Below are 26652 nucleotides of genomic sequence, written 5' to 3'. Positions count from 1 at the left end.
GGAGCGCCGGGGTACGCGGCAGGGGGTGAGCCGCCACCGGGGTAGGGCGCCGCCGGTGAGCCGCCGCCCGGGTAGGGCGCGGTAGGTGAGCCGCCGCCGGGGTACGGCGCCGTCGGCGGTCCGCCGGGCGGGGTCCAGGACACCGGACCGGCGGCGGTGCCGTAGCCGCCCTGGGTGACCGGCCCGTACGGCGACGGTCCGGTGCCGGTCGGCGGCGGCCCGTACGCCGGGGGTGGCAGCGGTGGAAGAGGGGGCAGCGTCGAGCGGTGTCCGCCGGACCGGGGATCAGCGGGCGGCGGCATCCACGCCGGCCGGCCGTCGACCGGCGGCGGTGGGGGGCGGCGTGGGAGTGCGGTGGTCTGCTGCTCGGACAGCGGCGTCCGGTGGCGGGGCAGCATGTCGGTGGACCGGGTGCCGTCGTCCGGCCGGTGCGCGGGGCCGCGGTCGTCGCCGGCCGGCGGCGACCACCCGACCGGCGGCGGGCTGTCCGTGTCGTCGGTCCGTCCGCGCCCGTCCGCGCCGTCGCGCTCGCTGCCCGGACCCGTCACACGACCATCCTGCCGCACCCGCCCGCCCGCGTCGCACGCCCGTGGGGCGGGTCAGGACGCCGTCGGCGTCGTCGGCTGCAAACCGCCGGTGCGGTGGTGCGGCAAGATGGGCGCTGTGAATGCCGCGACACCGACGATCAGCACCGATACCGCTGCCGCCTCCCGTCCGGTGGATCCGTCCGCCACGGTCGTCGAGCTGGCGCGGACGGCTGCCCGGCAGGACGCCGGCGACCCCGGCCAGGTGGGTGACTACCGCGGTGCGGCGTCCGAGGACGACGTCGCCGTCACCCTCCGGTTCGCCACCACCGATGTCGCCTACACCGGCTGGACCTGGTGCGTCACCGTCGCCCTCGTCGACCCCGACCAACCCACGATCAGCGAGGTCGTGCTGCTGCCCGGGCCCGACGCGCTGCTGCCGCCGGCGTGGCTGCCCTGGAGCGAACGGATCCGGCCCGGCGACCTCGGTCCCGGCGACCTGATCCTGCCGCCCACCGAGGACGACCCGCGGCTCGCGCCCGCCTATCTGCAGTCCGACGACCCCGCCGTGGAGGACGTCGCCCACGAACTCGGCATCGGCCGCGTCCGGGTGATGAGCCGTGCCGGCCGCACCGACACCGCCGAACGGTGGCACGAGGGCGGGTTCGGGCCGACCGCCGACATGGCCAAGCAGGCCCCGCTGTCGTGCGTGATGTGCGCCTTCTATCTGCCGTTGGCCGGCTCCCTGGGCGCCCGGTTCGGCGCCTGCGGCAACGAGATGTCACCGGCTGACGGCCGGGTCGTCGACTCGGGCTACGGGTGCGGCGCCCACTCCGAGCTGGTCATCGAGCCGGTGCCGACCGGGTTCCGGCCGTCGCACATCGACGACACCGTGCTCGACGTGCACCCGCGCGGCGCCGCGCTGGCCGACGGTGCCGCGGCCTTCCTGAGCGACGACGACACCGAGCTCGAGATCCGGGTCACCAGCCAGGAGGTCGCGCCGCCGGTGTCCCCGGAGGATGCGGCCGGCGGGGCGGCCGGTGCGGTGTCGTCGGAGGAGGCTCCGGTCGGGGGCGCGCCGATGGATCCGGCGGAGGCGCCGTCGTTGGAGGAGGCTCCGGTCGAGGGAACGCCGGTTGATCCGGCGGAGGCGCCGTCGTTGGAGGAGGCTCCCGTCGAGGGAACGCCGGTTGATCCGGCGGAGGCGCCGTCGTTGGAGGAGGCTCCGGTCGAATCCGGCGACACGGCCGAGGCTGCCGGGGCAGGCGGGCCTGCTGACCCGGTTGACGTGGCCGACGCTGCCGACGCCGCTGCACCGGCTGACGTCGCTGCGCCGGATGACGTCGCTGCGCCGGCTGACGTCACTGCACCGACCGACGATGACGCATCGAACGACACCGCTGCACCGGCTGGCGTCGCTGCACTGACCGACGGTGACGCATCGAACGACACCGCCGCATCGACCGACGCCGCTGTACCGTCCGACACTGCTGCACCGTCCGACGGTGCCGGATCGGCCGGCGCCGCTGCACCGACCGACGGTGCCGCATCGACCGACGCCGCTGCATCGACCGACGGTGCCGCGGCGACCGACGTCGCTGCAGCGTCCGACGCCGCTGCGGGTGCCGACCCGACGGACGGCGCCGACACCGTCGAGCTCTTCGACTCCACCGGCCTCGCGGGCACCGCCGATCCTGCTGACGCGTCCGCCGAGCCGATCGACGCCGAGGAGCCGACACCGGGCGATGCCGGCGCCTGAGCGTCCCCGCCGGGCCGCGACGACCGGGCCATGGACGTGACCGGTTCGCCGGCCGCCGACGACCCGTTTGACACGGCCGCGCTGCGGGCGGCCGTGCTCGACATCTGGCGACGGTCGCCGGCCCGGCTGCGCGAGGACGCCAACGCCGAAGAGGCCCTGGCCGTCGTCGGCTACGCCGGGCGGGTGCTCGTCGAGCTGATCGCCAACGCCGCCGACGCGGCGATCGCCGCGGTCCAACCGGCCCGGATCCGTATCACCACCCGGGGCGGCGAACTCCGGGTGGCGAACACCGGCGCACCGTTGACCGCCGCCGGGGTCGCGTCGCTGGCCTCGCTGCGGGCGTCGGCCAAGACCGGCGACGCCGGGGTCGGTCATTTCGGCGTCGGGTTCACCGCCGTGCTCGCGGTCAGCGATCAGCCGTCGGTGGTGTCCACCACCGGTTCCGTCCGCTTCGACGCGGCCGACACCGCGGTCGCGGTCGCCCGTCTCGCGGACCCCGCCCTGGACGCCGTCGTCGCCGCCCGCGACGGACACGTCCCCGCGTTGCGGCTGCCGTGGCCCACCGACGGGACGCCGCCCGAGGGCTTCAGCACCGAGGTGCGGCTGCCGCTGCGGCACGGCATCGCCGCCGCCGACGTGCTCGCCGAGATCGGCGACCACCTGCTGCTCGCGCTGCCCGCCGTCGAACGGTTGGAGGTCGACGACCGGGTGCTGGCCCGGCTGCCCTCCGACGACGACACGGTGGTGCTGTCCGACTCGGCGGCGGATACGCCGGTCACCCGTTGGCGGCTCGCGTCCCGCGCCGGCCGCTGGGACGCCGCCCGGCTGGCCGGCCTGCCCACGGAGCAGCGGCGCCGTGCCCGGTGGCAGCTGACCTGGGCGCATCCGACGACCCGCCCGCTCGGGCCGGACGTGCTGTACGCGCCGACGCCGACCGACGAGCCGCTGGGCCTGCCGGCCCGGTTGATCGGCACGTTCCCCGTCGACGACACCCGGCGGCACCTGGCCGCCGGGCCGCTGGTCGAGGCGCTGCTCGACGAGGCGGTGGCCGGTTACCTGGACCTGATGGCGGCCACCGACCCGGACGCGCGGCTCGGCTTGCTGCCGGCCGCGGGTCTCGGTCGCGGCGAGCTCGACTCGACGTTGCGCCGGCGCATCACCGACGCGGTCCGTGGGGCCCGGCTGCTGGTGAGCGCGTCCGGTGAGGCGGTCCGACCGGCCGATGCCGTGATGCTGCCCGGCGCGGACGCCGATCTGGTCGCGCTCGCCGCCGAGGCACTGCCGGGTCTGCTGCCGCCCGTCGGCGACACCGTCGCGCGGGAGGCGTTGCGCTCCCTCGGTGTCCGCACCGTGACCGTGGCCGACCTCTCGACGGCGCTCGGGGCGTTGGCGCGGGACGCCCGGTTCTGGGGCCGGCTGTACGCCGTGTTGGACGAGACCGGCGCGGCCGGTGACGATCTCGCGGACCTCCCGGTGCCGTTGGCCGGTGGCCGGACCGTGCTCGGCGCCCGCGGTTGCCTGGTCGCCGACGGCCCCGCGCCGTGGTTGGACGCCGCCGTCGCGGCGGTCCCCGGGTTGCGTCTGGTGCATCCCGACGCGACCGCCGACCCGGTGGCCCGCCGGCTGCTGCTGCGGATCGGCGCCGTCCGGGCCGACGCGACGGGCGTCCTCGGCGATCCCGCGGTCCTGCGGGCCGTCGCCGAGCTCCGCGCCGACCTGGAGGAGGACGACGTCCCCGTCGAGCGGGTGGTCGCGGTCGGTACCGCGGTGCTCGACCTGGTCGCGGCCGGGGGTGCGCCCGGGGCCGACGTGTCCGGCGACCTGCTGCTGACCACCGACGACGACGAACCGTGGCCGGTCACGGAGCTGACCCTGCCCGGTTCGCCGCTCGCCGCGATCCTCGTCGACGCCGAGCTGGAGCCCGTCGGGTCACATTGGACCGACGGCTGGTCCGACGACGTCCTGCGCCGCGCCGGGGTGCTGGGCGGCTTTCGGGTGATCGAGGACACCGCGCCCACCGGCCCCGACCACGATCTGCCCGACGAAGACCGGTGGTGGGACGAGGTCGTCGGGAACGGGCCGCCGCCGGCGGTCCTCACCGCCGTCGCCGACCTGGACCTCGTCGCCGACGACCGCTGGCCGGCGGCCCTGCAGCTGATCGCCGACGACCGCGCCGCCCGCGACAGCCTGGCTCCCGTCGCCGGCCGGCCGAGTTACACGGCGTGGTGGCTCGGCCGCTTCGCCCGGCTCGCCGACCGGCCCCCGACGGCGTGGCGACTGCCCGGGGCGGCGGACCTCGTCGGGCTGTTCGACCCGCTGCCGGTGCCGCTGCCCGAACCGGTCGCCGCGGCGATCGGCGTCCGGAACGGGGCGGCCCAGGTCCTCGCCGACGACCCCGTCGACCTCCTGCGACGGTTCTGCGATCCGGCCCGCACGGTGCCGGCGGTGCGCGTGCCGGCGCTGACCGCCGCGCTGACCACGGCACTGGCCGGAGTGCGGGTGGCACCGTTGCCGTCCGGGGTGCGGGTGCTGACGGGCACCGTGGTGGACGCCGGCGACGCGGCCGTCCTGGACCTGCCCTGGTTCGCCGCCGTCGTCGATCCGGCGCGGACCGTGCCCGGCGGTGCCGACCCGGCGGCCGTCGCGGGGGTGTTCGACCTCGACCTCGTCTCGGAGCGCCACCCCGTCGAGCGGGTGACCGCCACCCCGACGTCGGCGGTGCGGCCGACCGCGGCCGGCGCGGCGCTGGGAGTCACGGCCGGGGCGGTGGCGGCCGTCGGCGTCGACCCCGATCTGCGGGTCCGCATCGCCGGCACGGACCACCGGGTGCCCTGGTGGGTGAGCGTCGACGGTGCCTGGGTGGACGGGTCGGCGGCCGGCTGGGGACGGATGCTGGCCTGGCTGGCCGGCGACTGGGCCCTCCGGCACACCGCGACCGCCTGGGTGGTCGGCGACACTCCCGGGGTGGTCGAAGATGGGCTGACGGGGCCGGCACGACGCCGGCCATCCGCTGAGGAGTCCTGAGGAGCCCCTGGTGCGTACCTGGCTGACCGAGCAGTTCGAGCTGGAGCTGCCGCTGATCAGCGCCCCCATGGCGGGGGTCTCGGGCGGCCGGCTCGCCGCGGCGGTGTCCGCCGGGGGTGCGCTCGGGATGATCGGTGTGAGCCCGGCGGCGTCGGCGGGCTGGCTGCGCGGCCAGCTGGAACTCGCCGCCGCCACCGGCCGTCCCTACGGCGTGGGCCTGCTGGGCTGGGCGCTGGAGTTGTCGGACGCCCACATGAAGCAGGTCATCCAGGCGCGGCCCGACCTGGTGTCGGTGAGCTTCGGCGAGGTCGAACGGTGGGTGGCCCCGCTGCACGACTCCGGCATCGCCCTCGCCGCGCAGGCCGGGAACCTGGTGGAGGCGTTCGACCTCGAGGACATGGGGGTCGACATCATCGTCGTCCGTGGCGGCGAGGGCGGTGGCCACGGCCGCAACGAGGTCGCCACCCTGCCGCTGCTGCAGGCCGTGCTCGACGAGGTCGACGTGCCGGTGGTGGCCGCGGGCGGCATCGGCACCGGACGCGGACTCGCCGCGGTGCTGGCCGCCGGTGCGGCCGGGGCCTGGGTCGGCACCGCCTTCACCTGCTGCCCGGAGGCCGACACCTCCGCCGAGGCCCAGGAGGCCATCGTCCGCGCCGAACTCGGCGACACCGTCTACGGCAGCATCTTCGACATCGCCCAGCAGGTGCCGTGGCCCGCGGCCTACGGCGGCCGGGCGCTGCGCAACCAGTTCACCGAGATCTGGCAGGGCCGCGAGAGCGAGCTCGCCGCCGGCACGCCCGCCGCGGTGGCCGCGTCCGACCAGGTGCTGGCGGCCAGACAGGCCGACGACATCCGGTACGCACCGGTCTACGCCGGACAGTCAGCCGGCCTGGTGGAGAGTGAGCGGCCGGTGGCCGAGGTGCTGTCGGAGTTCGCCACCGCCGCGCACCACCTGCGCGCGGTCGCCGCGATCCTGGAGACCGAGGGCTGACACCTCGGCGTCGGCGAGCGGTCGCGTCAGTCGAGGGCGCTGGTCTGGGCGCCGCGACGTCCCTTGCGGGCGGCGCTGCGCTGCCAGCCGAAGATGCCGAGACCGGCCACGCCCAGCAGGCCGCCGGCCAGACAGGTCCACAGCCAGATCATGGCGTCGTGCTCGCGCAGGAAGTCGGTGAAGAACAGCAGCACGACGAAGGCGGTGAACCACACGACGGTGCCCGGGACGACGATGTGGGCGACGCCGCTGCGGATCGGCGGCAGCGGTGGCGGACCGTCCTGAGCAGATGCCTGCGGGGTCGGGGAACTGCCGTTCATGCGGGTCAGCCTAGCCCGCCGGGGTGAGTGGCAGCGGCGTCCGGTCACGCTGCAGGCTCCCGATCGGCGCCCGAGATCGTGAGGTACGCTCACGAAATGCCGGACGTCGCACCGTTGGCCGCGGATCTGCGGTTCGCGTTGAACCGGCTGAATCGACGTCTGCGTCACCAGCAGCTCGGCGACGACCTCACGGTGTCGCAGCTGTCTGCGCTGGCCGTCCTGCGCCGCGAAGGTCCCTTGTCCGCGGGGGATCTCGCCGCTCGCGAGCACGTGCGGCCGCCCTCGATGACCCGCATCATCGCCGCGCTGCAGCGGCTGGGGATGATCGAGCGCAAGGTCAATCCCGACGACGGTCGCCAGGTGATGATCGGCGTGACGCCGGCCGGGGCCCGGCGGGCCGACGCGGAAGGCGCGGCCCGTGAGCGGTGGCTGGCCCAGAAGCTGTCCGCGATGACGCCCGAGGAGCGGGCGCTGCTGCGGCAGGCGGCGGCCCTGCTCAACCAGCTCGCCGAGCGCTGACCCCCGGGCCGGATCAGGCCGCGCGGGTCGCGACCAGCGACGCGAACACCACGATGTTGCTCTCGTAGTGGCCGGTGTCGCCGTTGAAGACGCCACCGCAGGTGATCAGTCGCAGGCCGGCGTGGTCGAGGTTGCCGTACACCTGCAGCGTCGGGAACTGGGCCTTCTCGTACTCGCGGACCCCGTCCACCGCGAAGATCGCCACCGTGCCGTCGGACCGGGTCACCTCGACGGTGTCGCCGGGGACGAGCGAGCCGATGTCGTAGAACACGGCGGGACCGTACTTCGCGGAGTCGATGTGGCCCAGCAGGATGGCCGGCCCGAGGGTTCCCGGCTCCGGGGACTGGTCGAGCCAACCCGCGTGCGAGACCTTCTCGTCGATGGGCGGGGTCTCGGCGGTGCCGTCGGCGTTCAACCCGAGCTGCAGCAGGTCAGAGCTGGCGCCGATCCTGGGGATGTCGAACGACACCGGGGTGGCCTCGGGCATCAACAGCGTCTCGCCCGGGGCCGCGGTGGTGGACGGTGGCACCGGCTTCGGCGACGAGCTGCTGGATGCGGGCGCCGGGGCGGGAGCGGGGACCGCGCTGGTGGTGACCGGGGGTGGCTCGGTGGGCGTCGGCTCGGCGGACGTCGGGGACGGGACCTCGCTCGTCGCCGTCGGGGTCGGGGAGGTGCCGGACGACCGGGTGCTCGATGCGGTGCTCGTGGTGACCGGGCTGATCGAGCCGGCGGCGGCGGCCGTGGGTTGCGGCGGGGCGGGCCGCGAGGTACACGCGGCGACCACGATCAGGACGACACCCACCAGCGCCAGTACCGCGGCGGCGAGCGCCGGGACGCGGCGGGAACGCGGCGGGGAGGGGGTCTGGCGGGCGATCACGGAAGTCTCCTCGTCCGGTGGCGCCGGCGGGGCGCCGCAGGGATGTCGGTGCGGTGAGCGCGGCGGTTCAGCGCTGGAAGAGGGTGAGCATGCCGCCGACCCAGACGGCGGCCACGGCGACGAACACCGGCAACGTCGTCCGCAACGCCGACGTGGGCCGGGCCGGAGCGCGGTGGGGAAGGGTCACGTCGTCTCCTCGGCGGCGGCCGCAGTCGCGGCGGCGGTGGTGCGGGCGGCGGTGGTGCGGCGAGTGGCGGGGCTGGAAGCGGTGGTGCGGTGGGGCTGGAAGCGGTGGTGCGGAGGAGCGGAAAGCCGGGGGGCGACGAGCGGTGGCGCGGGTGCCGGGTGGAGCGGTGGTGCGGGTGCCGTCCGGGGCGGGAGGATCCGCCCCGGACGGCATGCCGGTGCTGCGGTGCTGCGGTGCTGCGGTGCTGCGGGTGGGACGTCAGATGGTGTCGGAGACCTCGTCGGCACGGTGACGGCCGGCGTAGACGGCTGCACCGGCGGCGCCCAGCAGGGCAGCCCCGCCCAGCACGTACAGCCCGGTCTGGTCGTTCTCCGAGGCCGAGCCGCCACCGGTCTGGACGCCGCCGGACGGCACGGCACCCATCTGGCTCATCAGGAACGGGGTGACGGCCTTGAGGACGTCGGCCTGCGCGATCGGCGTCTCGTAGGCACCCTGGTAGACGCCGCCCTCGGCGGGCAGGCCCAGCAGGTTGGCGACGACCGCCGCGTGGCGGGCCTCGACCCCGAAGATGCCGGCCGCGGCCTGCAGCACGGTCTTGTCCTTGATGAAGCCGGCGGCACCGAGGTACGCGCCGACACCGACGTTCTCGAACGTCACGCTGGTGGTCAGGTAGGTGTCACGGCTCTTGAACGCGTCGCCGAAGCCGACCCCCGGCTTCTCGACGGGGGTGCCGCCGAGCTGCTGGATGGTCTGCGTCAGGGCGGTGACGTGGAACTCCTCGTCGGTCTGGATGACCCCGAGGTAGTCCTTCTCGACGCCGCTGAGCAGGCCGGCGGCGTTGCCCTGCTGGTAGAACGCGGCCTCGAGGTACTCGAGGGTGAGCGCGTAGTTGAGCACGTCGATGTCGTTGGCGAAGTCGGCCTTCGACGCGAGTGCCCACCGGTTGTTCAGGGCGAACAGGGCCTGCTTCGAGGAGACCTGGCCCAGCTGGCCCCGCACGAAATCGGCGCGGGCGGAGGAGATGCTCGTCATGATGGTGGTCCCTTTCAGCTGATCAGAGGAGTGACGGCGGCGAGAACGGTGTCCATCGACGCGTTCTTCTCGATCTGGTTCGGGAACGGGTTCCCGCCGATCAGGGTGGCGATCACCGCGGCGTGCCGGGATTCCACACCCGCGATGGACGCTGCGGCGCCCAGGATGTCGACACTCTGGATGAGCGGGACCTGGCCGTGGTAGGCCGTCACACCGAGCTCCTCGAACACGGACGCGTTCTTGAGGAAGTTGTCGCGGCTGTCGAAGACACCGGCCGGATAGGTGATGTTCGGCTTGGCGACCGGGGTGCCGCCCAGGGTGGTGATGGTCTGGGTGACCGCGGCCACGTGCTGGTTCTCGTGGTCGGCGATCGGGGTCACCAGGTCGAGCTCACGCCCGCTGAGGAAACCCGCCTGGATGCCCTTGGCGTAGAAGTCCGCCTCCAGGTACTCCAGGGTCAGGGCGTAGTTGAGGATGTCGATGTCGGTCCCGGCCTTGGCGGCCTTCGAGCCGGCGCGGATGCCGGACTTGAGCTCGGCGGCCTGCGCCGTGGTGGGAACGACACCTGCTGCGAGGGTGGCGCCGACTCCGACGAGTCCCGCCCACTTCAAGAAGGTGCGGCGGTCGTGTCCGGTGCTGAACTGCAGCACCGGCTTTCCGCCGAAGAGTTGATCGGCCATCTTCGATCCCTTTCTGCCATGGGCCGTGTCGCGGCCATGGGTCATGAGGACAACGGGGAACGCCGTCCTGGACACAGATCTCGGGCTGCCCGGACACGACGACGCCGCGTGGGGGCAGAGAGGTACCGGTCGTGGCCGAGAAGTCGACCGGCCGGTACGCGTGTCGGCGGTCGCACCCGCCGCGATGACCGGTCCGTGCGAGACCGGTGTGAACCCGCTGTGCGGGGTGGAACACAGGGCATTCGTGACCCGCTGTGCACCGGATGGGTCGGATCGGAAATTCTTTTCGCCGGTACCGTCGGCTCACCATGGCCGAGCTGATCGACATCGACGACCCCGCTGACCCCCGGGTCGACGACTTCCGCGACCTGACCACCGCCGACCGGCGCCCCGACCGGCCCGGCGGCCGGGGGCTGGTGATCGCCGAGGGCACCGTCGTGGTGGAGCGGTTGCTGGCGTCGGCGTACCCGGTGCGGTCGCTGCTGGGGGTGGGATCGAAGTACGACGTGCTGGCCGGGGTGCTGCGCGCCGTGGACGTGCCGTACCACCGGGTGTCGGCGGAGGTGATGGCGGAGGTGGTCGGTTTCCACCTCAACCGGGGGGTGCTCGCGGTGGCCGACCGGGTGGCGTTCCCGAACGCGGCCGACCTGGTGCGCGGCGCGCGGACGGTGGCGGTGCTGGAAGGCGTCGGCGATCACGAGAACCTGGGGTCGATCTTCCGCAATGCGGCCGCGCTGGGGGTGGACGCGGTGCTGCTGCTGGACGGGTGCGCCGATCCGCTCTACCGGCGATCGGTGCGGGTGTCGATGGGCAACGTGCTGAAGGTGCCGTTCGCGCCGTTGACCGGGGACGTCACGGCGGCGCTGAACACCCTGCGCGCGGCAGGGTTCCGGGTGGCGGCGCTGACGCCACGGGTGGGCGCGCAGCCGCTGCTGTCCTTCGACCGGGGGCCGTCGCCGCTGGCGCTGCTCCTCGGGTCGGAGGGCCCGGGACTGTCCGAGGCGGCGTTGGCCGCCAGTGACGTCTGGCTCCGGATCCCGATGGCCGCCGGGGTCGACTCGCTCAACGTCGCCACGGCCGGAGCGGTGGCGTTCGCGACGCTGGCGGCACCGGAACCGGAACCGGAACCGGAACCGGCACCGGCACCGGCACCGGCGTGGTGGAGTGAGTGACGTCGGCGGCGTGCGGCAGACTCGGTGACATGGTGGAGGAGAGCGGTCTGTCGGGAGCGGTCTGGGCGCGCCCGCACAACGTGCCGGACCGCGTCCGGGAGGTGGCGGAGACCTCGGCGGCGCCCGCCCCCGGCGTGCCGGTGGACCCGCCCGGGTTGACCGGGGTGGTGCCGATGCTGCCGCTGACGGACCCACCCCGCCGGCGCTTCGGACGCGGCTCCCGGGCACCATCCGGCGACCAGACCGACTGGCGCTGGGTGGAGGAGTGGCGACGCGGCAACGAGCCGACGCCGTGGGGCCCGGGGCTGTTCCTCGCCGGGTTCGCCGGACTCATCATCGGCTGTGCGGTGTACGTCATCACGGCCGGCCTGGCCGACAACGTGGTGTTCGCGCTGGCAGCGAACATCGTCGTCGCGCTCGGGCTGACCCCGGCGCTGTGGATGTCCCGGGCGCTGCCGGTGCTGCGCTGGATCGCGCTCGGGGGTGCGCTGGGCACCGTGGTCGCGTGGATCTCCCTGCTGTTCTTCCCGCTCGTCCCCTGAGGCGCGTTCCTCGCCGTCAGGTGTGCGATCTGCCCAGTGGATGTGGACGTGCCCACCCTGCAGGGTGGGCACATTCCGGTTCGGTCGGCTTCCTTTGCAGAAAGCCGGTCCCGCTGGCGAGCAACAGCCGGGCTGGGGCCCGCGACCCCCGCTTCGCTGCGCGAAGCGCGGCGTGGGGCAGACCGGGAGCGCCGAGCCGGTGCCGAGCGAGGCGTCGGCGGCAGCGTCAGTTGCGTGCTGGGTGGGCCTTTGCTCGATCTGCCTAATGAATGTGGACGTGCCCACCCTGCAGGGTGGGCACATTTCAATTCGTTGGGCAGACCCGGCGGGGAGCCGGGCACCTCGGCGCGCAACAGCCGGGCTCAGGCCCGCGGTCCCCGCGTCGCTAGACGTATCGGGGCGTGGGGCAGACCGGGAGCGCCGAGCCGGTGCCGAGCGAGGCTCGGCGGCAGCGTCAGTGGCCTGCTGGGTGGCCCCGTGCGCGATGTGCGCAACCAATGTGGACGTGCCCACCCTGGTGGGTGGGCACATTCGGGTTCGGTCGGCAGACCGGGGCGTTGAGTCGGGGTGCGGGCGCTCGCCTTCAGCCGGTGCCGAGCGAGGCGTCGGCGGCAGCCTCACTTTCGTGCTGCGTGGCCCTTGCGCGATCTGCGCAACGAATGTGGACGTGCCCACCCTGCGGGGTGGGCACATTCGGGTTCGGTCGGCAGACCGGGGCGTTGCGTCGGGATGCGGATCTCACCTTCAGCCGGTGCCGAGCGAGGCGTCGGCGGCAGCGTCAGTGGCCTGCTGGGTGGCCCCGTGCGCGATCTGCCCAACGAATGTGGACGTGCCCACCCTGCGGGGTGGGCACATTCGGGTTCGGTCGGCAGACCGGGGCGTTGAGTCGGGGTGCGGGCGCTCGCCTTCAGCCGGTGCCGAGCGAGGCGTCGGCGGCAGCGTCACTTTCGTGCTGCGTGGCCCTTGCGCGATCTGCCCAACGAATGTGGACCTGCCCACCCTGCAGGGTGGGCACCTTCCAATTCGTTGGGCAGACCGGGCGGTGAGCCGGTCCCGCGCCGGCGGCCCACAGCCGGGCTCGGGGCCGCGATCCCCGCAATCCCCGATTCGCTGGGCCGACCAGAGCGCTGGGCCGACCGGAGCGCCGGGCAGACCGGCACGCGGAACCGGGGCGCCGGGGCAGACCGCGAACGCGGGACCGGTGAGCCGGTCCCGCGCCGGCGGCCCACAGCCGCGCTCAGGCCAGCGACTCCCGCCACGCCGTGTCGAGTTGCGCGAACCGGCCCTTGCCGGCGATGAGTTCGGCGGGGGAGCCGTCCTCGACGATCCGGCCCTGGTCCATCACCAGGACCCGGTCGGCGATCGACACCGTCGACAGCCGGTGCGCGATGATCACCGCGGTCCGGCCGTGCAGCACCCGGTGCAGCGCGGACTGCACGGCCCGCTCGCTGGGGATGTCCAGCGAGGCGGTCGCCTCGTCCAGGATCAGCACCGCCGGGTCGGCCAGGAACGCCCGGGCGAAGGCCACCAGCTGACGCTGTCCGGCGGACAGCCGCCCGCCCCGCCTGCGCACGTCGGTGTCGTAGCCCTGGGGCAGCGCATTCACGAAGTCGGCCACCCCGACCGCCTCGGCGGCGGCCTCGATCTCCGCCCGCGTGGCACTCGGCTTGCCCAGCGCGATGTTGTCGGCCACCGACCCGGAGAACAGGAACGACTCCTGGGTCACCATGACCAGCGCCCGCCGCAGGTCGTCGTTGGCCAGCTCCCGCAGGTCGACGCCGTCCAGCCGCACCCGCCCCTCGGTGGGGTCGTAGAAGCGGGCCAGCAGCCGGGCCAGCGTCGTCTTGCCCGCACCGGTGGCGCCGACCAGGGCGATCGTCTGGCCGGCCGGCACCGTCAGGTCGAACCGGGGCAGCACCTCGCGCTCGGCCGAGTAGCCGAACCCCACACCCTCGAAGCGGAGCTCACCACGCGGCTGCGGCAGCGGCGTCGGGTCGACCGGCTCCCGCACCGACGGCTGCTGCGCGAGCAGGGTGGCGATCTTCTCCAGGGCGGCCGCCGCCGACTGCGCCTGGTTGTAGAACATGGCCAGCTCGTCCATCGGGTCGTACATCCGGCGCAGGTAGAGCAGGAAGGCGGCCAGGATGCCGACCTCCAGCGAGCCGTTCACCACGAACACGGCCCCGAGGATCATCACCGCGGTCAGCGCGACGTTGCCGATCAGCCGCACCGCCGGGCTGTAGATGCCGGCGACGACGAGCGCGTCGCCGTCGTTGCGGGCGAAACGGTCGTTGTCCTCGGCGAAGATGCGCGCGTTGCGCGGCTCGCGGCGGAACGTCTGCACCGCGCGCAGGCCGTTCATCGTCTCGGTGAACTGGACGATCAGCGACGCCATCGCCGTCCGGGAACCGCGGTAGATGGTCAGCGAGCGCCGCTGGAACCAGCGGGTGACGAAGAACAGCGGCACGAAGGCCAGTAGCGAGACCGCGCCCAGCGTCGGGTCCAGCCACAGCAGGACGCCGCTGATCACCACCACCGACAGCAACCCGGCGATCAGGTCGTTGATGCCGGTCTCGAGGGTCTCGCCGATGGTCTCCAGGTCGCTGGTCATCCGCGAGATGACCCGGCCGGAGGTGTACTTCTCGTGGAAGGAGACGCTGAGCTGCTGGGCGTGGTCGAACACCCGGGCCCGCAGCCCGCGCAGCACGTCCTGCGAGATCCGGCCGGACATCCGGACGAACACCAGCCGGGTCAGCGCGCTGGCCGCGGCGGTGAACAGGTACAGCCCGACGGCCAGGAACATCGGGCCGCGGTCGCCGTCCATCAGGGCGGGTACCGCGGTGTCGATGCCGTAGGCGATGAGCAGCGGGCCGGCCACCGACACGGCCTGGTCGAGGAGGATGACCAGCCCGGCGAGGATGAGCCGCCCGCGGTGCGGCCGGGCCAGTTCGCGGACCAGTTTCCGGCTGCCGCCGGCGAGCTTGAGGCCGCCGGGGCGGGCGTCGCCGTCGGGCGCGGTGGTGCCGTCGTCGCCGATACCCCGCCAGTCGGTGACGGTGGCGGGATCGTCCGGCAGGTCGCCGGCGCGGTCCTGGTCGGTCGCGGTGCTCATCGGAGGCTCTTCTCGGTGACGCGGTCGCGCGTCGGTGGGTCGGTGTCGGGGTCGTCGGCGGGAGCGCTCGACAGCAGCGCGCGGTAGGCCGGCACCCGGGCCAGCAGCTCCTGGTGGGTGCCGATCGCGGCGATGCGACCGTGCTGCAGCAGCGCCACCTGATCGGCCATCATCACCGTCGACGCGCGGTGGGCGATGATCAGCGCGGTCGTGGAGTGCAGCACGCTGCGCAGCGCACGCTCGACCGCGGCCTCGGTGTGGATGTCCAACGCCGAGAGCGGGTCGTCGAGCACCAGCACCCGCGGGTTGCCGATGACGGCGCGGGCCAACGCCAGCCGTTGCCGCTGCCCGCCGGACAGGGTGAGCCCCTGTTCGCCGACGCGGGTCCGCAGACCCCACGGCAGGTCGTACACGAAGTCGGCCTGGGCCACCGCGACGGCCCGGCGGATCTCGTCCTCGGTGGAGTCCGGGCGGCCGAGGGTGATGTTCTCGGCGACGCTCGCCGAGAACAGGATGGGCTCCTCGAACGCCACGCTGACGGCGCGGCGCAGGTCGGCGAGGTCGAGATCGCGGACGTCGACGCCGTCGAGCAGCACCCGGCCGCCGGTGACGTCGTACATCCGGTTGACCAGCGCGGTGAGCGCGGTCTTGCCCGAACCGGTGGCGCCGACGACGGCCACCGTGGTGCCCGGCCGCAGGTGCAGGTCGATGCCGGCGAGCACGTCCGGACGGTCGGCGGCGTCCGGGAAGTGGAACCGGACGTCCTCGAAGACCAGCTCACCGGCACCGGCGTCGGCGGGGAGCCGGACCGGGTTCGCAGGCGAGGTGATGGTGACCGGCTCGTCGAGCACCTCGAAGTAGCGCTCGGACGCCGACGCGGCGTCGTTGAGCAGGCTGAGCAGCCACCCGAGCGAGTCGATCGGCCAACGCAGGATCATCGCGACGGTGAAGAAGGCGACCAGGGTGCCGGCCGACATGGCGCCGTCGGCGACCTGCTGGACGCCCAGCAGCAGACACACGCCCAGCGCGATCTCGGGTAACGCGATGATCGTCGCCCACAGCTTCGCGATCATCCGGGCCTTGCCGATCTCGGTGGCACGCAGCTCGCTGGCCTGCCGGAAGAACTCCCGGCCGAGGTGCGCCGAGCGCCCGAACGACTTGAGGATGCGGACCCCGAGGATGGACTCCTCGACGGTGGTGGCGACGTCGCCGACCTGGTCCTGCGAGCGACGGGCCAGCACCTTGTAGTGGGTCTCGTACCGGGCGCAGATGACGATCAGGGGGATGGCCTGGGCCAGCACGACCAGTGCGAGCAGCCACGACAGGCTGAAGAGGATGCCCAGCCCGATCAGGAACGTCAGCGAGTTCACCACCAGGAAGATGGCGCCGAAGCTGAGGAACATCCGGATGGTGGACAGGTCCGAGACCGCCCGGGACAGCAGCTGTCCCGAGCCGATCCCGTCGTGATAGGCGACGGGCAGGGCCTGCAGACGGTCGTAGATCCGCTGCCGCATGGCGGCCTGGATGCGGGTCGCGGGCCGGGCGGCGACCCAGCGGCGCAGGCCGAACAGCAGGGCCTCACCGATGCCGGCCAGCAGCAGCAGGGCCCCTGGCCACCACAGCCCCGAGAGGTCGCGGTCGGCGATGGGTCCGTCGACGATCCGCTGCACGACGAGCGGGAGGACGAGACCGCACACCATCGCGGCCAGCGCGAGCACCGCGGACAGCACCAGCTGGCGCAGCTCGGGGCGCACGAACGGCCAGAGCCGGGTGATCGAGGCGCGCGACGTCGGGGCGGCCGGGAGGACGGGGGTGACGCCGGCCGGACGGGGCGGGGTGACGCTGTCCGGCGGGGCGGTGGACTGATCGGTGCTCATGGCTGTTCCGACGGTACGGGGCCGGTCCGACACTGTGGAACTCATTTAGCGGTGGGCGCAGTCCGCCCAGGTCAGTGCCGGGCGGCCGCCGTCGACGACCGGCAGCCGGACGACCGTCGCCCCGGACGTCGCCGGATCAGCGACCCGGCGAGCGGGTGCCGAGCAGCACGTCCTCCCAGGACGGCATCGGCGCGCGACCGGAACGACGGTTGTCGTCGGTGCCGGTGCGGGCGATCGTCGCGCGCTCCTCGCGGGGCTCGGCCGGCCCGGCCGGTGCGATCGGCGCGGTCACGGTGTGGTGTGCCAGCGCGGCCGCCACCCGGTTCTGCGCCGCGGCCGGGGCCGGGCTGTCGAACAGCGGGTTCTGCGCCGGCACCCGATCGGCCTGCTGTGTAGGTGCAGGTGCGGGTGCGGAAGCCGGGGTGGGCTGCGGCGCCGGGGCGGCAGGGACGTGCTGGGTGGCCAGCGGGTTGAGCGGCGGCGCGGGGGTCTCGACGACCGGCTCGCGGACCGTCCGCAACGGCCGGGGTGCCGGGTCCATCAGCTCGGCGGCGGCGTCGTCCAACGCGGTGACGGTGCCGCTGGTGGCGCTGTGGTGGTAGGTCCACCGGGCGGTGTTCTCGCTGCGGCCGGCGTTCCAGGTGAGCAGCAGGATCCAGGCGCCGGCCTCGGTGCGGTAGGCGTCCCAGCTCATGGTGTCGGCCTGGCCGCGCTCGGCCAGGGTGATGCGGACCAGCTTCTCCACGCTGTCCTTCACCGGGGCGCCGTCGACGACCGGACGGGCCTGGCGGCCGCGGTCGGCGATCATCGAGCGCTCCATCAGGACCGGGAAGGCGAACCGCTCGATGCGCGACGGTTCGCATCCGGCGTCGGCCGCGACGGCCTCCAGGGTGGCGCCGGCGCGGATGCGGGCCTGGATGTCGCGGGGTCGCAGCTGCGGTTCCATCGGGGTCTCCCGGTTCGGGGTGCGCCGGGGCGCGGAGGGGGCGGGGCCGTCGGCGCGGGCGGAAGCGGCGCGCCGGGGCGTGTCACGCAGCAGGTTCTCCCGCAGCGCCACCAGCACCCGGTCGTCGGACGGCACGAAGAAGCGCTCACCGCTGGTGGGCTCCTCGCACACCAGCCCGGCACCGTCCTCGGACAGCCCCAGCAACTTCAGCGCGCGCATCGGATTCCTCCCCGGATCTCGTTGACCACGACGGTATCTTTTCGATCACGACCACCCGGCCAGGCGCGCCGCAGCGCACCCGGCCGGGGCCCGTGGGAACGACCGGACCGGGCTACAGAGCGGCCACGACGTGGTCGATGCAGGCGGTCAGCGCCTGAACGTCGGCGGGGTCCACCGCCGGGAACATCCCGACGCGGAGCTGGTTGCGGCCGAGCTTGCGGTACGGCTCGGTGTCGACGATCCCATTGGCGCGCAGCACTTTCGCCACTGCGGCGGCATCGACGGCGGCGTCGAAGTCGACGGTGCCGACCACGGGGGAGCGCAGCTCGGGGCGGGCCACGAACGGCGTCGCGAAGGACGAGCTCTCGGCCCAGCTGTACAGCGCCTTCGCCGAGTCGGCGCTGCGGCCCGCGGAGAACGCCATCCCGCCGCCGGCGTTGATCCAGTCGAGCTGGTCGGCGAGCAGGAACAGCGTCGCCACCGCCGGGGTGTTGTAGGTCTGGTCCTTGGACGAGTTGTCGACGGCGGTGGCCAGCGAGAGCGACTCGGGGATCCACCGGTCGGTGGCACTGATCTCCTCGACGCGGGCCAGGGCCGCCGGCGACATCAGCGCGATCCACAGCCCGCCGTCGGAGGCGAAGACCTTCTGCGGGGCGAAGTAGTAGACGTCGGCCTGGGTGATGTCGACCGGGATGGCGCCCGCGCCGGAGGTGGCGTCGACGAGGACCAGCTGGTCGCCGGTCGCTCCCTCGGGGCGGACCACGGGAACGGTGACGCCGGTGGAAGTCTCGTTGTGCGCCCAGGCGTAGGCGTCCACGTCGGCCTCGGAGCGGGGGGCCGGTGCGTCGCCCGGATCGGTCTTGATCACCGTCGGCGCACCGAGGAACGGGGCACCCGCGGTGACGCCGGCGAACTTCGCGGAGAACTCGCCGAAGGTCAGGTGCTGCGACCGCTGCCGGATCAGGTTGAGCGCCGCGACGTCCCAGAACACCGTGCTGCCGCCGTTGCCGAGGACGACCTGGTAGCCGTCGGGCAGCTGGAACAGGTCGGTCAGGCCGGTGCGGACCCGGTGCACCAGGTTCTTCACCGGGGCCTGCCGGTGGGACGTCCCCATCAGGGAGGTGCCGGACGCGGCCAGCGCGGCGAGCGCCTCCGGGCGGACCTTGGACGGTCCGCAGCCGAAGCGGCCGTCGGCCGGCCTGAGCTCGTCGGGGATCCTGATGGTGCTGGCGTCGGCCATGGACGTGCGGCTCCTCGGTCGGGTGCACACCGGGGACGGTGCCCCGGTGCAGGGGCGGAACGGGACAGTGCGAGCCCGTCGATTCTCCCACTCCGCGGGAGCCCCGGCGGCCTCCCCGAGGCGGTGGCGGTGTCGCCGCAGATCGTCAGGTGACCCCGTCCCACCACGGCCGATGCTGTCGTGGCGGCCCGGAGGAGCGGTCGATCCTGCGGCCGGCGCCCGAGCCGCCGGGCGGGCGTCGTACCGTCGGACGCACCCCCCGGCGGAAGGCAGGCATGACCGACAGCAGCAGTCCCGAGGTCGTCACCGGCTCGGGCACGTTCCGGGGCCGCGACGACGGGCGGGTGGCCGTGTGGAAGGGCCTGCGGTTCGCCGAACCGCCCGTCGGGGAGCGCCGCTGGCGGGCACCGGTGGCGGCGTCGCCCGGTGCCGGGGTGGTCGAAGCGGTGGCGTTCGGGCCGGCCGCGCCGCAGCCGCTGAACCCGGTGATCTTCCTCGGTGACGGCATCGCACGGGACGAGGACTGCCTGTTCCTCAACGTCTGGGCGCCGTCGGGTGCGGTGGGCCTGCCGGTGATGGTGTGGGTGCACGGCGGAGCCTATGCGCTCGGGTCGGCCAGTCAGCCGCTCTACGACGGGGCGGCGCTGGCCACGTCCGGGGATGTCGTCGTGGTGACGCTGAACTACCGGCTCGGTGCGCTCGGCTTCCTGGATCTGACGTCGTTCGGCGACTCCTTCGACTCCAATCTCGCGTTGCGCGACGTGCTGCTGGGCCTGGAGTGGGTGCGCGACAACATCGCCGGATTCGGGGGTGACCCGTCGGCGGTGACGCTGTTCGGTGAATCGGCCGGGGGCGGCATGGTGTGCGCGCTGTTGGCCGCGCCGGCCGCCGCCGGACTGTTCGCCCGGGCGATCGTGCAGAGCTCGCCGGCGACGTCGATCTACGGGACGACGCGCTCCCGGGCGGTGGCACAGCGGTTCCTGACCGCCGTCAGGGCGTCCGTCGACGAGGTGCGTGAGCTGCCGGTCGACGCCATCGTGGCCGCCTCGACGCTGGTCTACGACGCGGTGCCGTCGGAGGAGCCCGGGACGCTGGCGTTCGCGCCGACCGTCGACGGTGCGGTGCTGCCGGAGCACCCGATCACCGTGCTGCGGGAGGGGCGGGGGCATCCGGTGCCGCTGGTCATCGGCACGAACAGGGACGAGGCGACGCTGTTCAAGTTCATGAAGTCGCCGCTGATCCCGATCACCGAGGAGAAGATCACCGCGATGCTGCGGCAGCTCGCCGAGGAGAGTCCCGGCACCGTGCTGCCCACTCGCGAGCAGCTGTCGGGTGCGTACGAGGGCGTCCGGCAGCGGATGCTGGGCCTCGGGGTGGCGCGTGACATCGGCTTCCGGATGCCCACGGTGTGGCTCACCGAGGGGCACTCGGCGATCGCGCCGACCTGGCTGTACCGCTTCGACCACGCCACCCCGATGCTGCGGCTGATCGGTATCGGCGCTGCGCACGCCACCGAACTGCCCTACACCTGGGGCAACTTCGGGGCGTCGAAGAAGGACTTCACCTTCCGGCTCGGCGGACGCAGGGCGGCGCTGGAGATCTCGCGTCGACTGATGGGGCGTTGGACGGCGTTCGCCCACGGTGACCCGCCCGGCGACGACTGGCCCGCGTACGGCGACGACCGGGCCACGCTGGTCATCGAGCGACACGACCGGGTCGAGCCCGACCTGGACGGGGCGCTCCGCAAGGGATGGGGCGACCAGGTGCTGTCGTTCAGCTGAGCGGCCCGGACCCTAGGAAGCACCCCGGCGAGGAGGCGATGTGGCATCGCGAACGGTCAGCGACACGACCAGGATGCTCCTGGGATGCGGCCTCGGATCCTCGGTGATGAGGGTGCCCACGGCGGTGATGCCCGGGCGCAGTTCCGCAGGGTCGATCTCCCGGGTCGGCGGTGCGTGGGTTCCCGCGATCACGACGGCCATGGGCTGGGCGTCCGCGCATTCGCGACCGTGCGGATGCGCCGGCACGGGCGGACGTTCCTGAGTGGCCGACCATCCGCAGGTCCGCTGGGCCCTGGTGGTGCTGTCGTTCGGATCGGGAGCGACCGACGCCTTCGCCTTCCTCGCGCTCGGCGGGGTGTTCACCGCGAACATGACCGGCAACCTGGTGCTGGCCGGCCTGGTCGGGCGGCCCGAGTACCTCGACACGCTGCTGACCGCGACCCTCGCGGTGGTCGCCTTCGTGGCGGCGATGTACGTCGGGTTCCGGTGGACGCGGACGGCGTCGCCGCGCCCGCTGCTGGCCGCGGTGGGGGTCGTGCAGGCCGTCGTGCTGGCGCTGTGGATCGCCGTGGACGGGTCCGCCGGGCTGGCCCTGACCTGCACGATGATCACGCTGTCGGCGATCGCGATGGGCTGGCACACCGTCCTCGGCCGACGGATGTCGTCGCGCGCCGGCCTCACCACCACCTTCGTCACCGGCACGCTCACCTCGGTGATGCAGGACCTCGCCGAGGGCCGCCGCGAGGCCCAGCCGCTGCGCCTGGTCTCGATCGCCGCGCTGGTGCTCGGCTCGTTCGCCGGGGCGCTGGTGCTGCTCGGTCTGCCCCGGATCGGTCCGGTGCTGCCGGTCGTCGCGGCGATCGCCGCGTGGCTGTTGCTCCGGCGGGCCGGAGCACCGAGGGCGGAGGAGTGACGACGCTTCGGCGTCGCCCGCCGGCGGTGGGGCGTCGCGACGTGGGGTCCGTCGTCCTGGGGCGGATTCCTCTCACGGGTGAGAGTTTTCCGCCCGAGGCGAGCCGTGACTCGAGGGTCCGCGTGCGTTCGGGGCGGATGACGACCCCAGGTGGGCAGTTTCCGCCCGCGGATCAGACGGGTCCCATGGGGTGCGTCGCTCGCGGCGGATTTCACTCACGGCTGAGAGTTCTCCGCCGAGGCGGGGGCGGAGGAGGGCTCCGGGTGCAGCCGGCCGGAGAGCGACCGGATGCGGCCACCACCCGCCCGGGGGGCGAGCCGGGGGACCCGTGCACGCGACGCCCCGTCCGGGACCACCCGGGCGCATGGCGGGCAGTTTCCTCCCCGAATCGGGGAGCAAACTGCTCAGGCGTCGAGCGGGCCCACCGCGACGATGCGCAGCACCGGCTCGCCGGCCTCGTCGGACGCCTCGACGTCGACCTCGGCGCTGATGCCCCAGTCGCGGTGCGCGTCCGGGTCGTCGAAGGTCTGCCGGACGGTCCAGACCTCGGGGCCGGGCGTCACGGCGATCATCGCGGTGCTCCGGGCGTCGGCGCCGGTACCCATCTCGTCGTACTCGTGCCAGTAGCCGTCCATGGCGTCCTCCCAACGGGAAGCGTCCCAGCCGTCGTCGAAGCCGCCGAGCAGGTCGTAGCGCTCCAGCGCGGCCAGCGTGACCCGCTGGAACAGCGCGTTGCGGACCATGATGGTGAACGCCCGGACGTTGCCGGTGACCCCGCGGTGCGCGGTCGGCGGTCGCAGCGCGTCGGCGGCGACCCCGCCGGCCAACGGCTCGGGGTGGGACAACTCGTCCCACTCGTCCAGCAGTGACGAGTCCACGCCGCGGACCAGCTCACCCAGCCAGCTGATGAGGTCGGTCAGCTCCGGTACCCGCGCCTCGACCGGGACCGTCCGGCGCATCGCCTGGAAGGCGTCCGAGAGATAGCGCAGCACGACGCCTTCGGAGCGGGTGAGCTGGTAGAACGCCACGTACTCGCCGAAGTTCATCGCCCGCTCGTACATGTCCCGCACGACCGACTTCGGCGAGGGGGAGTAGTCGGCGATCCACGGGTGCCCCCGCTTGTAGAGCTCGTAGGCGGCCTCGATCACCTCGACCAGCGGCTGCGGGTAGGTGACCTCCTCGAGCAGCGCCATCCGCTCGTCGTACTCGATGCCGTCGGCCTTCATCCGGGCCACCGCCTCGCCGCGGGCCTTGAACCGCTGCGCACCGAGCACCGCGCCCGGGTCGTCCAACGTCGCCTCGATGAGCGACACCACGTCCAGCGGATACTCCGGCGACTCCGCATCGAGGATCTCGATCGCGGCCAGGGCCAGCGGTGACAGCGGCTGGTTGAGGGCGAAGTCCAGCTGCAGGTCGGTGGTGACCCGCCAGCGGCGGCCGGTCGCGTCCGGCGGGTCGATCCGCTCGACGACGCCGGAGCCGAGGAGCCCGCGGGCGATCTCCAGCGCCCGCTTGGCGTGCTGGAGCTGCCGCGGCCGCGGCTCGTGGGAATCCTCGATGAGGTGCCGCATCGCGGCGAACGCGTCACCGGGGCGGGCCACGACCGAGAGCACCATCGCGTTGGTCACCGCGAAGTGCGACTGCAGCTGCTCGGGCTGGGCGGCGACGAGCCGGTCGAAGGTCTTCTCCGACCAGTTGATGAAGCCCTCCGGCGGCTTGGTGCGCACGACCCGCTTCTTCTTGACCGGGTCGTCACCGGCCTTGCGCAGCCGGCGCTCGTTCTCGATCTCGTGGTCGGGCGCCATCACCACGACGTCGCCCGCGGTGTCGAAGCCGGCGCGGCCGGCCCGGCCGGAGATCTGGTGGAACTCCCGGGCGTTCAGTGCGCGCATCCGGGTGCCGTCGAACTTGGTCAGCGCGGTGATGAGCACCGTCCGGATCGGCACGTTGATGCCGACGCCGAGGGTGTCGGTGCCGCAGATGATCTTGAGCAACCCGGACTGGGCGAGCTTCTCCACCAGCCGCCGGTACTTGGGCAGCATGCCGGCGTGGTGCACGCCGATGCCGTGCCGGACCAGCCGGGACAGCGTCCGGCCGAAGCCGGCCGAGAATCGGAAATCACCGATCAGCTCGGCGATCTGGTCGCGCTCGGCGCGGGTGGCGACGGTGATCGAGGTCAGCGACTGGGCGCGTTCCAGGGCGGCCGCCTGGGTGAAGTGCACGACGTAGATCGGGGCGCGGCCGGTCTTGAGCAGCTCCTCGAGGAGCTCCTGCAGGGGCTGCAGCGCCCAGCTGTAGTGCAGCGGGACCGGCCGGGTGACGCCGGTGATGACGGCGGTCTCGGCGCCGGTGCGGCGGGTGAGATCCTCGGCGAAGAAGGAGACGTCGCCGAGGGTGGCCGACATCAGCACGAACTGGGCGTGCGGCAGCTCGATGATCGGGATCTGCCAGGCCACCCCGCGCTGTGGGTCGCCGTAGTAGTGGAACTCGTCCATCACGATGACGCCGACCTCGGTGGCCGCGCCCCCGCGGAGCGCCATCGACGCCAGGATCTCGGCGGTGCAGCAGATGATCGGCGCCTCGGGGTTGACCGCGCTGTCGCCGGTGACCATGCCGACGTTCTCGGCGCCGAACACCGCGACCAGCTCGAAGAACCGCTCGCTGACCAGCGCCTTGATCGGGGCGGTGTAGAAGGCGCGGCGTCGGGTGGCCAGGCCCGCGAACAGTGCGGCGGTGGCGATAAGCGTCTTCCCTGAGCCGGTCGGGGTGGCGACGATGACGTTGGAGCCGGCGACGATCTCGAGCAGCGCCTCCTCCTGGTGCGGGTACAGCGGCAGCCCGCGCGCGGTCGCCCAGCCCTCGAAGTCGGTGAAGAGGTCGTCGGCGGAGCGGGGGTGTGCGTCGCCCAGGTCGTGGCCGGGAGTGGGGAGCAGATCGGCCAGAGTCACGGTGACCAGCCTGTCACAGGCCCACGGCGCCCGGTGGCACCGCAGAATCGGGTGCGTGGACATCGGACCCGACGATCCGGCGCGGCCGGACGTCACCGCCCTGCTGCGGGAGCACCTCGCGGACATGGTCGCGACGTCGCCGCCGGAGAGCGTCCACGCGCTGGACGTGGAGGCGCTGCGCGCACCGTCGATCACCTTCGTCACCGCCCGTCGCGACGGTCTGCTGCTCGGCTGCGCGGCGTTGCGGGAGCTCGACCCCGCCCACGCGGAGCTCAAGGCGATGCGGACCACCGCCGCCGCCCGCGGCACCGGGGTCGGACGGGCGTTGCTGGTGCACCTGATCGGACTGGCCCGGGAGCGTGGCCATGCCCGGCTCAGTCTGGAGACCGGTACCCAGCCGTACTTCGCGCCGGCCCGGACGTTGTACGCCGCCCACGGTTTCGTCCCCACCGGGCCGTTCGGCGACTACCGGCCCGACCCGAACAGCGCGTATCTCACGCGCGAGCTGTAGGACCGGAGCTCGCCGTCGCCCGTCCCCCGGGGCGGAGGCCGCCCTAGGGTCGAGCGATGGGGAAGGTCTTCACCGTGACGTACGTCCGTCGGCCGACGGGCTCCGACCGGCACTGGCTGACCGTCGTCACGGCGATGCAGGCGGGCCTGATCGCCGTTCTCTGCGTCGTCTGCCGGTCGATCACCGGCCGGTGGTGGCACCCGTTCCTGTGGTGGGCACTGGTCGGCGGGGTCATCGGCATCGTCTGGGGCCTGCGCGACCGGGCGCTCGCCCGTCGCCGGTGCGACCGTCAGGATCCGGCCTGACGGTCGACCGGCACCGGACTCAGTTGCGGGCGCCCAGCAACGCCCAGCCGTCGACGGACTCGGGGTCGCGGGTGGACGGCCCGTCGTAGACGGCCGCCGGGCGGACCAGCCGGCCGAGGCGCTTCTGCTCCAGAATGTGGGCGCTCCAGCCGGCGGTGCGGGCGCAGGTGAACATGGCCGGCATCATCGGCGCCGGCACCCCGGCGAAGTCCAGGATGACCGCCGCCCAGAACTCGACGTTGGTCTCGATGGTCCGGTCCGGACGCCGCTCCTGCAGCTCGGCGCGGGCGGCCTCCTCGAGCGCGGCGGCGGCCTCGTACCGGGGTGCGCCCAGCTCCTGGCAGGTCCGGCGCAGCACCCGGGCGCGGGGGTCCTCGGCGCGGTAGACGCGGTGGCCGAAGCCCATCAGGCGCTCGTGGGCGTCCAGGATGCGGGTCACCACCCCGCGCGCGTCACCGGTGCGCTCGACCTCGGTGATCATCGGCAGCACGCGGGCCGGGGCGCCGCCGTGCAGGGGCCCGCTCATCGAGCCGATGGCGCCGGCCATCGCGGCCGGCACGTCCGCGCCGGTGGACGCGACGACCCGGGCGGTGAAGGTGGAGGCGTTCATGCCGTGCTCGGCCGCGCTGACCCAGTAGGCGTCGATCGCCCGCACCTGCTCGGGCGACGGCTCGCCCAGCCAGGCGGTGAGGAAGCGTTCGACCACGTTCGCGGTGCCGTCGAGCAGGGTCTCCGGCACCTCGGGGAGATCGCCCCGGGCCGAACGGGACACGTACGACAACGTCGCGGCGGTGGTCTGCGCCAGGTGGTCCCGCGCGTCCTCGTCGGAGATGTCCAGCAGCGGCCGGAATCCGCGGCCGGCCGCGAGCGCCGGCAGCGACGACTGGGCGTCCACCCGCACGTCGCCCGACCGCACGATCGGGAACGACACGTCGACGGGAAGGCTTGCGCCGAAGGCGTTGTCGACGAGCAGAGCCCAGACGTCCTCGAAACCGACGCGTCCGACGAGGTTCTCGATGTCGACCCCGCGGTACCGCAGGGCGCTGCCTTCCTTGTCGGGCTCGGCGATGGCCGTGTGGAACGCCACCACGCCTTCGAGTCCAGGGGTGAACGTTGCTGCCGACATGGGGCACCTCCGCGCCGAGATGGTCTGATCTCCTACGATCGCCCGTC

General features: G+C 73.4%; 20 protein-coding genes. 10 read left to right on the top strand and 10 right to left on the bottom strand.

Translation table 11 applies throughout. From position 1 onward, the window contains the following. The first annotated feature begins 654 nt into the window (after window positions 1-654). Genes DB033_RS15365 through DB033_RS15355 form a run of 3 tightly spaced genes read left to right on the top strand, consistent with a single transcriptional unit; the run spans window position 655 to window position 6298 of the window. Window positions 655-2283 (top strand): DUF3027 domain-containing protein, encoded by a 1629-nt coding sequence (locus DB033_RS15365; protein ID WP_111768352.1) that lies wholly within the window; start codon window positions 655-657, stop codon window positions 2281-2283. A gap of 30 nt (window positions 2284-2313) precedes the next feature. Continuing rightward, window positions 2314-5307 (top strand): sacsin N-terminal ATP-binding-like domain-containing protein, encoded by a 2994-nt coding sequence (locus DB033_RS15360; protein WP_111767799.1) that lies wholly within the window; start codon window positions 2314-2316, stop codon window positions 5305-5307. Window positions 5308-5317: 10 nt separating this feature from the next. Continuing rightward, window positions 5318-6298 carry an NAD(P)H-dependent flavin oxidoreductase gene (locus DB033_RS15355; protein WP_205843932.1) on the top strand — a complete coding sequence of 327 codons (981 nt, stop codon included), beginning with the start codon at window positions 5318-5320 and terminating at the stop codon, window positions 6296-6298. A 26-nt stretch (window positions 6299-6324) separates the two neighbouring features. On the opposite strand, the gene DB033_RS15350 is transcribed toward DB033_RS15355, so the two are convergent. Next, a complete protein-coding gene (locus tag DB033_RS15350; RefSeq protein ID WP_111767797.1) occupies window positions 6325-6618 on the bottom strand; it encodes a DUF2530 domain-containing protein in 294 nt (97 codons plus the stop codon). Between the two features lie 96 nt (window positions 6619-6714). Between DB033_RS15350 and DB033_RS15345 the strand changes: the two genes are divergently transcribed. Then, window positions 6715-7137, top strand: coding sequence for a MarR family winged helix-turn-helix transcriptional regulator (locus DB033_RS15345; RefSeq protein WP_111767796.1), 423 nt, complete (start codon window positions 6715-6717; stop codon window positions 7135-7137). A gap of 13 nt (window positions 7138-7150) precedes the next feature. Here the strand turns inward: DB033_RS15345 and DB033_RS15340 are convergent, their stop codons facing one another. From DB033_RS15340 to DB033_RS15330, 3 genes are all read right to left on the bottom strand, one after another. Further along, entirely contained in the window at window positions 7151-8014 is an 864-nt protein-coding gene (locus tag DB033_RS15340) for a class F sortase (protein WP_111767795.1), read from the bottom strand. Between the two features lie 445 nt (window positions 8015-8459). Next, window positions 8460-9233 (bottom strand): ferritin-like domain-containing protein, encoded by a 774-nt coding sequence (locus DB033_RS15335; protein WP_111767794.1) that lies wholly within the window; start codon window positions 9231-9233, stop codon window positions 8460-8462. Between the two features lie 14 nt (window positions 9234-9247). Beyond that, on the bottom strand, window positions 9248-9913 hold the full coding sequence (locus DB033_RS15330) for a ferritin-like domain-containing protein (RefSeq protein WP_111767793.1): 666 nt from the start codon (window positions 9911-9913) through the stop codon (window positions 9248-9250). Between the two features lie 308 nt (window positions 9914-10221). On the opposite strand from DB033_RS15330, the gene DB033_RS15325 reads away from it, so the two are divergent. Further along, window positions 10222-11085: a TrmH family RNA methyltransferase gene (locus DB033_RS15325; RefSeq protein ID WP_111767792.1), complete on the top strand. Its 864-nt coding sequence runs from the start codon at window positions 10222-10224 to the stop codon at window positions 11083-11085. Window positions 11086-11114: 29 nt separating this feature from the next. Further along, on the top strand, window positions 11115-11627 hold the full coding sequence (locus DB033_RS15320) for a DUF2537 domain-containing protein (protein ID WP_205843931.1): 513 nt from the start codon (window positions 11115-11117) through the stop codon (window positions 11625-11627). Between the two features lie 1237 nt (window positions 11628-12864). On the opposite strand, the gene DB033_RS15315 is transcribed toward DB033_RS15320, so the two are convergent. The 4 genes from DB033_RS15315 to serC form a co-directional block, all read right to left on the bottom strand. Beyond that, window positions 12865-14739, bottom strand: a complete 1875-nt coding sequence (locus DB033_RS15315) for an ABC transporter ATP-binding protein (RefSeq protein ID WP_111767791.1) — start codon at window positions 14737-14739, stop codon at window positions 12865-12867. After that, complete coding sequence (locus DB033_RS15310; protein WP_111767790.1) at window positions 14736-16616, bottom strand: ABC transporter ATP-binding protein; 1881 nt, start codon at window positions 16614-16616, stop codon at window positions 14736-14738. The genes DB033_RS15315 and DB033_RS15310 overlap by 4 nt, the downstream gene beginning before the upstream one ends. 136 nt (window positions 16617-16752) lie before the next feature. Beyond that, window positions 16753-17781 (bottom strand): septation protein SepH, encoded by a 1029-nt coding sequence (gene sepH, locus DB033_RS15305; RefSeq protein WP_111767789.1) that lies wholly within the window; start codon window positions 17779-17781, stop codon window positions 16753-16755. 112 nt (window positions 17782-17893) lie between these two features. Further along, window positions 17894-19021 carry a phosphoserine transaminase gene (gene serC / locus DB033_RS15300; protein WP_111767788.1) on the bottom strand — a complete coding sequence of 376 codons (1128 nt, stop codon included), beginning with the start codon at window positions 19019-19021 and terminating at the stop codon, window positions 17894-17896. 275 nt (window positions 19022-19296) lie between these two features. On the opposite strand from serC, the gene DB033_RS15295 reads away from it, so the two are divergent. Next, window positions 19297-20802, top strand: coding sequence for a carboxylesterase/lipase family protein (locus DB033_RS15295; RefSeq protein ID WP_111767787.1), 1506 nt, complete (start codon window positions 19297-19299; stop codon window positions 20800-20802). 262 nt (window positions 20803-21064) lie between these two features. Further along, a complete protein-coding gene (locus DB033_RS15290) occupies window positions 21065-21715 on the top strand; it encodes a YoaK family protein (protein ID WP_111767786.1) in 651 nt (216 codons plus the stop codon). Between the two features lie 404 nt (window positions 21716-22119). Here the strand turns inward: DB033_RS15290 and DB033_RS15285 are convergent, their stop codons facing one another. Further along, window positions 22120-24663, bottom strand: coding sequence for a DEAD/DEAH box helicase (locus tag DB033_RS15285; RefSeq protein ID WP_240615926.1), 2544 nt, complete (start codon window positions 24661-24663; stop codon window positions 22120-22122). A gap of 55 nt (window positions 24664-24718) precedes the next feature. Between DB033_RS15285 and DB033_RS15280 the strand changes: the two genes are divergently transcribed. Both DB033_RS15280 and DB033_RS15275 read left to right on the top strand, forming a co-directional pair. Continuing rightward, on the top strand, window positions 24719-25174 hold the full coding sequence (locus tag DB033_RS15280) for a GNAT family N-acetyltransferase (protein WP_170315567.1): 456 nt from the start codon (window positions 24719-24721) through the stop codon (window positions 25172-25174). 56 nt (window positions 25175-25230) lie between these two features. Then, window positions 25231-25479 (top strand): hypothetical protein, encoded by a 249-nt coding sequence (locus DB033_RS15275; RefSeq protein ID WP_111767784.1) that lies wholly within the window; start codon window positions 25231-25233, stop codon window positions 25477-25479. A gap of 19 nt (window positions 25480-25498) precedes the next feature. Here DB033_RS15275 and DB033_RS15270 read toward each other — a convergent pair whose 3' ends face one another. After that, window positions 25499-26605, bottom strand: coding sequence for a citrate synthase 2 (locus DB033_RS15270; protein WP_111767783.1), 1107 nt, complete (start codon window positions 26603-26605; stop codon window positions 25499-25501). Window positions 26606-26652: the final 47 nt, after the last annotated feature.

This window comes from Nakamurella deserti, from assembly GCF_003260015.1.
In the GTDB taxonomy this organism is placed as follows: Bacteria; Actinomycetota; Actinomycetes; order Mycobacteriales; family Nakamurellaceae; genus Nakamurella; species Nakamurella deserti.
Note: the sequence above shows the minus strand (reverse complement) of the source record. Positions and strands in the feature narration are given on the sequence as shown.